We start from the raw sequence: 8,362 nt of genomic DNA, 5'->3' as shown, positions 1-8,362 counted from the left end.
TATCTGCACCACCACATAAAACAGTTGGCACGGTATTGGGATCAGTAGTAGATTGCCATGAAACATCATCCCTTGTTTTGTAATAATAAAGGGTACTAGCAGCCTCAGCCTTCAATAAATGGGCGTTATTTAGAGGTGTTATTATGCTTACAAACATTACAGCAACTAACAAATATTTAATAATCTTCCACAAGATTTTTACCTCCTTCTTCCAACATTTCACATGAAATAACTGATCTTACATAATCAGTTAACCCATTAAATTCAATCTCTTTCTTTATCTCCCATCACTCCCTTTAAATACAAAAGAAACATGCTACCACCAGCATGTTTTTAGCCTTAGTCACCCATTTTCCATCCAAACCCCAAACCGTTCTTACTTTAATGGTGGATTATTTGAAGGAATAGATAAACTAATCGAAGGAATTTTATTATTTATTATATTAAAAGTTAAGTTTTTAACGACTGGTGTTATGTTTATATTAGTTGTGTTAAGCGTTATTTGATATTTAATTTTAGTATTTGTTAATGTGCCGCTGGTTGGTAAATCTGGTATTGGTTGACCATTAGTAGCCGTTTTGTAAGGTGTCCATGAACTTCCATTAAAAGATATACTTGTTTTTATTGTTGCGGATGTTCCACTAGGCAATGTCTCGGACCAACTTATTTTGCTACCATGTACGTTAATGTTTGGAACATTTATTCCACTAGATGTATATTGGCCTGTTGTCTTTCCTAATTCTGTAAACTTTACTTGATAAACATTAAAGTCACTAAGATAAACTAACCCACCAAGAACTCTTATTCCATTAAATATTACACCGGTTTTTATATGGTCACTGTAAGCACTTTCTTTTACTAAAGTGTTGTCGATATATATGTCTATACCATCTTTAATACTAAAGTCCCACATAAATTTTATTGTATATTCTTGCCCTAAGTTGTAATCACAGAGATAATAACTTGGATCACTGCCATACGTGGTACCATAAGTAATCCTACCATTATTCTCAAACGTAATTCTAAAATTATCAATTAATGTGTTAGTAAATCCATCCCCATTTACTATCATAAATGCCTGCCCACTGTTTACCTTAATTCTGTATTCTGCCTGTCCTTGATTAGTAGGAGAAAAGCCTACACTCATGGAAGGTCTAGTTGCATCTATATTAGTTTTAACTATATGGACATATTGGTTTGATGATTCTTCCTCAATTTTTATATAGCTATCAGCAGAATTAGTTGTAGTATTCCATCTTGAAGGGGAAGAACCTAAACTATAAGTTGAAAAGTCATCATAAAAAGCCGTACCAGATAATGTAAAACCATTTACAATATCATCAAAAATCAGTTTGTCAAATGAACCATTTTCTACTTTTGAATAATTGTTAATGACATAGCTAAAATCCCCTGCAGCCTCAGCCTTCCCTAAATGGGCGTTATTTATCGGTGTTATTATGCTTACAAACATTACAGTAACTAACAAATATTTAATAAACTTCCACAATGTTTTTCCCTCCTTATTCCAGTATTTCACATGAAATAACTATTATTCCTTAATTAGTTAACCCACTAAAACCCATATCTTTCTTTATCCCCCATCACTCCCTTAATATGCAAAAGAAACATGCTGCCATGAGCATGTTTTTAACTCTAAACATCAAATTCCCAGCAAAACTTTAAACCGTTCTACCTTTAATGGTGGATTATTTGAAGGGGATGAAATAACTATACAAGGAATTAAATTTCTCTCAATAGCGTAAAAATCATAACCACCATATCCCCCTACATACCAATAGCAAGTTCCTTCAGGAAACACATCGAATTTACTACGATCCAAGCCAACACTTCCTATTTTATTCATGTTTTTATCATAAACATCTCCGTAATTACTATCCTCATTGTCTGCGATACGACCCTTAAAATAATACTTATCACCGTCCCCTATATAAAGAATTTGATTCTTTTGTGAAGGTTCAGTAATAGACCACGAGCAAAAATAAACCCATCTTGGATCATCTACACTAGGCACAGCCCCCTCAACCTTCAATAAATGGGCGTTCTAAGAAGTATGGAAACTTAACACAAAAAAATACTTTCATTACCTTAATTAACAATAAAACCCTTGAATTATATGTAATAAATTCAAGGGTCTGTAACTTTATGTCAGTATATTGCTTTTTTTGCTTTTTTTGCTTTATTTACTGCCGCGAATCATATCTACTAAATCTAGGTTAACCCCAGTTTTGGCTAAGGGATGTTTTTTCATTGCATCATATACTTTCGCTTTATCTATTCGCAAATAGTGTTCCAATGTTTGTAGTCTTGCGTGACCACTTATCTCCCTTATTATGAACAGATCCACGCCCTCTTTGTAGAGAAAAGTTAAACAACTCCGTCTTAAAGCATGTAATGATAATCCTTCTTTATATAAACCTAACTTCTTTACATACTGTTTAAAAAGATAGTCTATGCCTTTCGATGTAAATTTCTCGCCACGCCTTGATAAAAACAAATAGTTATCATTTTCAATACCGGGATTAACAAAATATTGTCTGCCACATTTAGTCAAATCAATCCTTTTCCTTCTTCTCCCTTTGGTTTTATATGTAATCCCCCGTTGGAGGTATAATGCCAGTGCTAATTTAAGTCTTGGTATCATGGGTACTATTCGACTTTTCCCACCCTTACCATCCCTTATCGTAATAAGGTTATTATCATTATCAATATCACTAATTCTAAGATGAATTAGCTCATCTACACGCATACCAGTAAACAAAAAGGTGCTAAATATGGCATAATCTCTAGTGGCATAAGTACCTATCAATAAAATACCATCTAAAAGCGTTTCTGCTTGACTTTCATTCAAGATTATAGGGGTATCTCTCTTTATCTTCAAAGATGCTACATTGTTTACAGGATTTCTTACAATGTTATCCCATTCTTCTGAGTTTACAAAATATCTATAAAATGACCTTAGCACCGCCAGTTTTCTGTTAACTGTTCGTGGTGCTAAATTCCTATCTACTAAGTGATATTTAAAATTACGTATATCGGATTCTTTAAGAGTTAAAATCTCCCGGTTTATAAAATAATTTATAAACTCCTTTAAATCCTGTTCATAAACATGTATAGTCTTTGGCCTACAACCTTTGTCCGATTTAAGATAAAGTAAAAACTCTTTAATGTAGGTACTATTTGTTTCTGTTTTATGCAATATTAATGTAGTGCTATCCATTTTTGTTTCCTCCTATAATATGATAATTACGTATTATATCATAGGAGCAAACAAAAACTTTTTAAGGTAATTTTAATGAATTGGGCGGTATTAAAGCCCAATTCATTAAATAATTATTATTCATATTACTTTAATTTTGAAGTTATTAGATTTATAAATGGAATATTAATATCAGTTACACTATCAATGGTAATTAAAGCTGCAACTACAACCAATAACAAACTACCAGCATAAAAAATACTTCCAGCTAAACTTCCCACCGCGCCAAAACTATCCTTGAAACGATTTATTACTGGCCTAGATTTTTTCTTGCTACGTTTAAAGATTCCTTTAGTGTTATATATAAGCTCTTTGAATTTACCCTCTGGCACCTCGTCAAACTCTTCATCAAATATAGTTTCATATATGCCCTTTACCCCGTGGTAAAAGGGTGACTTTACAGAAACAGGGATTTGTTTTTCAAGTTTATCATCTAAACTCTTATCGTAAGGTATCACAATAATTTGTTCAGCCGGTACCACTTCTTTTACCTGCTTTTCTTTAAGCCCAGCGTTGGCAACAAAAATTTGCTTCTTGCTATTAAACATGCTTGCTAGTTTTGCAGCCCTAAAACCCTCTTGACGGCCAGAAGTCATTACAAGTGCCAAAGCGTTTGCATTTTTAACGGCTTCTAAGATACATTCATCTTGGCCATTAGGAAGATCTAGAACTATAGCATCAAATTCTTGTCTAGCGTTTAGTATTAGTTGCTGTATATCTTGTGGTGTAATCTTTTCCTGACCTACAACATGGGTAATTGGATGCATAACGTATAAGTTATTTTGTACTTCTTCTACCCGATCCCATATGTTATCGGGCAATTTCATCTGCGGGTACCGGGGCATATCAAGGTAGTGTAATAAATCACTGCCACCTTCTTCAAAGTTTAAATCTAGCAATATAGTAGTCATTTTCTCGCTTATTTGTCTAGCTAAGGTCATGGCCACAGATGTAGCCCCCACCCCACCTTTGGCCCTCCATACCGCTATTATCTTTTGTCGGTGCACCATGGTAGTGGTTTTTACTTGGATAACTGGTTGATTATCTACCTCTGTTTCTTGAATCTCAATATCTTTACCGTCCAAAATATCTTGTACAGCTTGGGGAGTAATTTTTAATGCATCAGCTATACCTTCTACATCACAAAACACGGACATTTCTTTAACTTGCTGAACTATCTCATGCCTATTCATATAATCACCTCTCTTAAAGACTTAAAATGACCACCCCTAATAAAATAACCCCACCAAAGATACACACACCAAAAGGTATTTTCCTATTTAAAATTTTTTTAAGATGAATAAAAAGTGTCCACACGGCAGCCAGCATCATTGCTATTATAAGTACCAAAAATGTAGGCAACCACCCTAGCCATGAACCTATCGCTACTAATAATTTACCGTCACCTTCACCAATCTTTTTTGTTATAGCTGCCAATATTAAAATAAAAATACCTATGATAGTGCCTTTAATAGAAAATAAGAACCCGTTTCCAAGGACGGTATGATATATAATACCACCGATGAAAACAGGTACTGTTACTTTGTTATATATTAAATAATTTTTTAGGTCTGTATAGGCACAATATAAAGTTGTAAGCAAAATCACTCCATATACTGCCATATCTATTTACTCTTTTTAAGCTTACCAAATAGCCCACCAAACAAGCTTTTTTTCTTCTTTTCTGTTTTATTACCCGCATATTTATAACCAGCTAAATGGGCTATTTCAGCAGCTAGTTTATGCCATTGGCTTAAAGTTTGGTCTAGGCCCACTACTTCACCTTTATAACCCTTCCCAACATGTGCATCCCAATCATTCGGAATAGTGGCTACTACCCGTGGCAACATTTTAGGATCTATATCTTTCTTAAAACTATGGTTAAAGTGTTTTTCAACTATTTTAGCATTGTGCAATTTTCGGCTATATTTGTTTAATACAATACGTATTTTATTTGGCGCCACACCAAAGAGTAATAGTTTTGGTGCATATTTTTTTGTTTCATCCTCACTAAATTTTGATTGGTCAACAACGGATAGTACTAAATCTGCTCCTTTAAATACCTCTGTTAAAGCCTTTCTGCTCCAAAACTCCGGGGGCGTATCCACCAATACTACCGAAAACTTATTAGCAAGATAATCTAGAATACTATCTAGTTTACCAGTTTCAAAATATGGGCTGGTTTTATTCATGACACCTGGAATTATATATAGGTTTTCTTTTACCTCTATTAACAAATCATCAATAAGCGTTGGTGATAATCTGTTTTCGGCTAATACTTCTATACCTGGTACATCATCTACTCCAAAAAAAGTTGCGACGTTCGGGCCTTCAAAGTCAAAGTCAGTAAGACACGTTTTTACACCGGATTTCGCTAATGCTATTGAGGTAGTAATAGCAACAGTGGTTTTGCCTACCCCTCCCTTGTTGCTGGTAGTTATTACACGCACACCTTTTCGTCTTTCATCAACTTCAAAAGTGTCCATGTATTGTGAAATAATATCCTCTGTTGTAGTAACTTCTTCATTTTCTTCAGTAACTTTAGCTTCTTTAAATTCAACAACATTCTCTGGCTTTTGAACAACATTATGCGGTGGCATATGTTGCTCCAATGGGTCTTCTGTAACATATTCCCTTACTGGATATTCAACCTTGGCCTTCTCATTGACTAGATCACTGATTAAATGTTGACCATAATTAGCTGAACAATCAATTTCATCTGCATAATCATTTGATACAGTTTTTTGGGGTGCAGTATTTATTGATTCCGAAACATCATGGCCTGTACTTTCTGTTCCTATATGTTTTTCACCTGTAATTTCTTCAATGTCATACATAAGTGCTGCTGGTAATATGTATGGGCGGTCCCCAGGAAGCACACCGGTAACTATATTGTTAAGCCCATACTTATTAGCTAATTTAATGTATACCTTTGCTGTTTCACTAACCCTTCCGACCAACAATACAATTCGACTTGTCGGAAATATCATTTGCATATTTTCTAGCAATACAGATGGCTTTTCCCCTGGTAAATAACGACTTACTACTACTACATCAGGACGTTTAAAGGAAAAGTGTGCCAGGTATTCAGCATGATCACAGACTTCAAAATCCCAACTTTTAAACTTCTCCATTCTTTTTAGATTGTTTTTAAGATTTTCTGCAATTTCACTTTCAACTGCCAATAAACATTTCATTATTTTAACCTCCCATTCCTTGATTTCTCCCAGCCTCTTTAGCCTTATATAAAGCATTGTCTGCCTTATTAAACACATCTTCAACAGTTAACCCATCTATTGGATAACTAGCACAACCAAAACTACATGTAACATTAAGATTAATATCCTCTATAACAAAAGGTTTATTGCAGGTTGCTAACCGTACCCTTTCGCCAATCTCATATGCCTTTGAATAGCATGTAGTAAGTACAACAAATTCTTCTCCCCCATATCTAGCTATAAAATCAGTTGATTTAAGTACTGACTTTGCTCTTAAAGCAAATTCTTTAAGTACTTCATCACCTGTTAAATGGCCATATGTATCGTTAACTATTTTAAAATTATCTAAATCAAAAACTATAATTCCAACTGCAGCATTTTGTTTAACAGCTTCTTTAACTGCTAAAGATATTGCTTCATCATATACCTGCCTGTTAGGTAAACCTGTCAAGAAATCAGGACTGATATTATCAGGCCAAGCTATTTTTAATTCAACAAGATTATCTAGTCCAAACAACTGATATGCTGAAGCTGTTACCCATTGTTTTTGAAACTGTAATCGCTTCAAAATTAATCACCTCTTAAAACAAGAAAGGGAGGACTGAAATAATTTAATTTCTAGCCCTCCCAATTAACTATTTAGAACTTTTTACAAGGTATATGTTTTTATTACCAGCATACATTACTATTTGACTAACCTTTTCTTTAGGTATTTCTACTCCAACAGATACTGGTATATTTGTCCCTGACGCTGCTATTCCCTTTAAATCTTGGGCACGGGAAGGATCAATATCCTTACCTTCTTGATCTAAAGAGTGTAATACCCGCGCACCTTCAAAAACAGGAGGTAGCGGCACTCCTTCGTAACTATCTCCAATAGGATACAAGTCAACCATTTCACCTGCAATTGCTAGTGCGGATTTGGATAAATCTGTGGGAATAAAAATTTCTACATAGCCCGGCCTAATTGCCAACCCTTTTGCAACACTGTTTTCAAAAATAAATTGGTCAGGGCCAATGTTTTGAGTAGTCACTTTCCCTTCAAAATAGCTTATGTCTTGAACCAAATTATCAATCATCTTTTCAGGAACTTCAACCGTTTTTACATCATCTTTTTTTACTTCACTACCCATAGCAATATAATTAACTGCTTTATACACTTCAACAGTCTTTGTTTCTGCCCTTAAATCTTTTTGAGCAGTAAAAATAATGGTGCCAGTAAAAATTAAGGCTAGCACCACTGATACTATAATACCAATTTTTTTACTCAATACTTAATTTCACTCCTTTTTGTTATCAGGTATGCTCCGTGATAAACTCTATTTTTATATTTTTTTAAATAATGGTTTACAAAAGGTGGATAAGGTATTCCCCACCCACCTTTTTCATAAATCGCTTGGTTTAATAACCGTTTTTCCTTGATAAGTTTTCTAAACCTTGACGGTACTGGGGAAGGTGTTTCCCAAATCACTAACGTATCTTGCATATTAACGTTATTGAGAATTTTTAATAAATCATCATCCAGATTCTCAAAATAAGTTGATAAGTTTTGGTGAACATTAGTTTTTAGATGTATCTCATAAGCTTTTTTAATGGGATACTTAGTAAATTTACGGGTAAATAACTTTACCCACGATACATTAACTGGCATTAAAATAATAAAATCTAGCTCTAAATCCTGGCTGATTTTCTTTGAGTTAGGAACTTCTACTAAATAAAACCACAGTATTGGAATAATGGTTAACAGATAACACGTATATAAGCTTATTCCTAAACTTTTGTTTCCTAACAGAAGTGTTATTATGGCTAACGGGGCAAATATGCCCATCATTAGCCATATAACCACATCTCTACCCTTTGTACCCAT

General features: G+C 34.2%; 10 protein-coding genes. All 10 read right to left on the bottom strand.

Going from position 1 to position 8,362, the window contains the following annotated elements; all coding sequences use genetic code 11:
- A partial coding sequence (locus V6C27_13915; protein ID MEG6617505.1) for a hypothetical protein occupies window positions 1–193 on the bottom strand: 193 nt, incomplete at its 3' end.
- A 183-nt stretch (window positions 194–376) separates the two neighbouring features.
- Window positions 377–1,507, bottom strand: a complete 1,131-nt coding sequence (locus V6C27_13910) for a hypothetical protein (GenBank protein ID MEG6617504.1) — start codon at window positions 1,505–1,507, stop codon at window positions 377–379.
- 153 nt (window positions 1,508–1,660) lie between these two features.
- A complete protein-coding gene (locus tag V6C27_13905; GenBank protein ID MEG6617503.1) occupies window positions 1,661–2,032 on the bottom strand; it encodes a hypothetical protein in 372 nt (123 codons plus the stop codon).
- A gap of 165 nt (window positions 2,033–2,197) precedes the next feature.
- Complete coding sequence (locus tag V6C27_13900; GenBank protein ID MEG6617502.1) at window positions 2,198–3,238, bottom strand: tyrosine-type recombinase/integrase; 1,041 nt, start codon at window positions 3,236–3,238, stop codon at window positions 2,198–2,200.
- 125 nt (window positions 3,239–3,363) lie between these two features.
- Window positions 3,364–4,470, bottom strand: a complete 1,107-nt coding sequence (locus V6C27_13895) for a P-loop NTPase (protein ID MEG6617501.1) — start codon at window positions 4,468–4,470, stop codon at window positions 3,364–3,366.
- A 13-nt stretch (window positions 4,471–4,483) separates the two neighbouring features.
- Window positions 4,484–4,900 carry an A24 family peptidase gene (locus V6C27_13890; GenBank protein MEG6617500.1) on the bottom strand — a complete coding sequence of 139 codons (417 nt, stop codon included), beginning with the start codon at window positions 4,898–4,900 and terminating at the stop codon, window positions 4,484–4,486.
- Window positions 4,901–4,902: 2 nt separating this feature from the next.
- Complete coding sequence (locus V6C27_13885; protein ID MEG6617499.1) at window positions 4,903–6,474, bottom strand: ParA family protein; 1,572 nt, start codon at window positions 6,472–6,474, stop codon at window positions 4,903–4,905.
- A 4-nt stretch (window positions 6,475–6,478) separates the two neighbouring features.
- Window positions 6,479–7,063 (bottom strand): GGDEF domain-containing protein, encoded by a 585-nt coding sequence (locus V6C27_13880; protein ID MEG6617498.1) that lies wholly within the window; start codon window positions 7,061–7,063, stop codon window positions 6,479–6,481.
- A gap of 67 nt (window positions 7,064–7,130) precedes the next feature.
- Window positions 7,131–7,766, bottom strand: coding sequence for an SAF domain-containing protein (locus tag V6C27_13875; GenBank protein ID MEG6617497.1), 636 nt, complete (start codon window positions 7,764–7,766; stop codon window positions 7,131–7,133).
- Window positions 7,763–8,362 carry a hypothetical protein gene (locus V6C27_13870; protein MEG6617496.1) on the bottom strand — a complete coding sequence of 200 codons (600 nt, stop codon included), beginning with the start codon at window positions 8,360–8,362 and terminating at the stop codon, window positions 7,763–7,765. The genes V6C27_13875 and V6C27_13870 overlap by 4 nt, the downstream gene beginning before the upstream one ends.

It is taken from the genome of Peptococcaceae bacterium 1198_IL3148 (genome assembly GCA_036763105.1).
Lineage (GTDB): Bacteria > Bacillota > Desulfotomaculia > Desulfotomaculales > Desulfohalotomaculaceae > JBAIYS01.
Note: the sequence above shows the minus strand (reverse complement) of the source record. Positions and strands in the feature narration are given on the sequence as shown.

Excerpts from the sequence above, each read along its gene's own strand:
- V6C27_13900 (MEG6617502.1), bottom strand. The coding sequence starts at position 3,238 with ATGGATAGCACTACATTAATATTGCATAAAACAGAAACAAATAGTACC.
- V6C27_13895 (MEG6617501.1), bottom strand. The coding sequence starts at position 4,470 with ATGAATAGGCATGAGATAGTTCAGCAAGTTAAAGAAATGTCCGTGTTT.
- V6C27_13890 (MEG6617500.1), bottom strand. The coding sequence starts at position 4,900 with ATGGCAGTATATGGAGTGATTTTGCTTACAACTTTATATTGTGCCTAT.
- V6C27_13885 (MEG6617499.1), bottom strand. The coding sequence starts at position 6,474 with ATGAAATGTTTATTGGCAGTTGAAAGTGAAATTGCAGAAAATCTTAAA.
- V6C27_13870 (MEG6617496.1), bottom strand. The coding sequence starts at position 8,362 with ATGGGTACAAAGGGTAGAGATGTGGTTATATGGCTAATGATGGGCATA.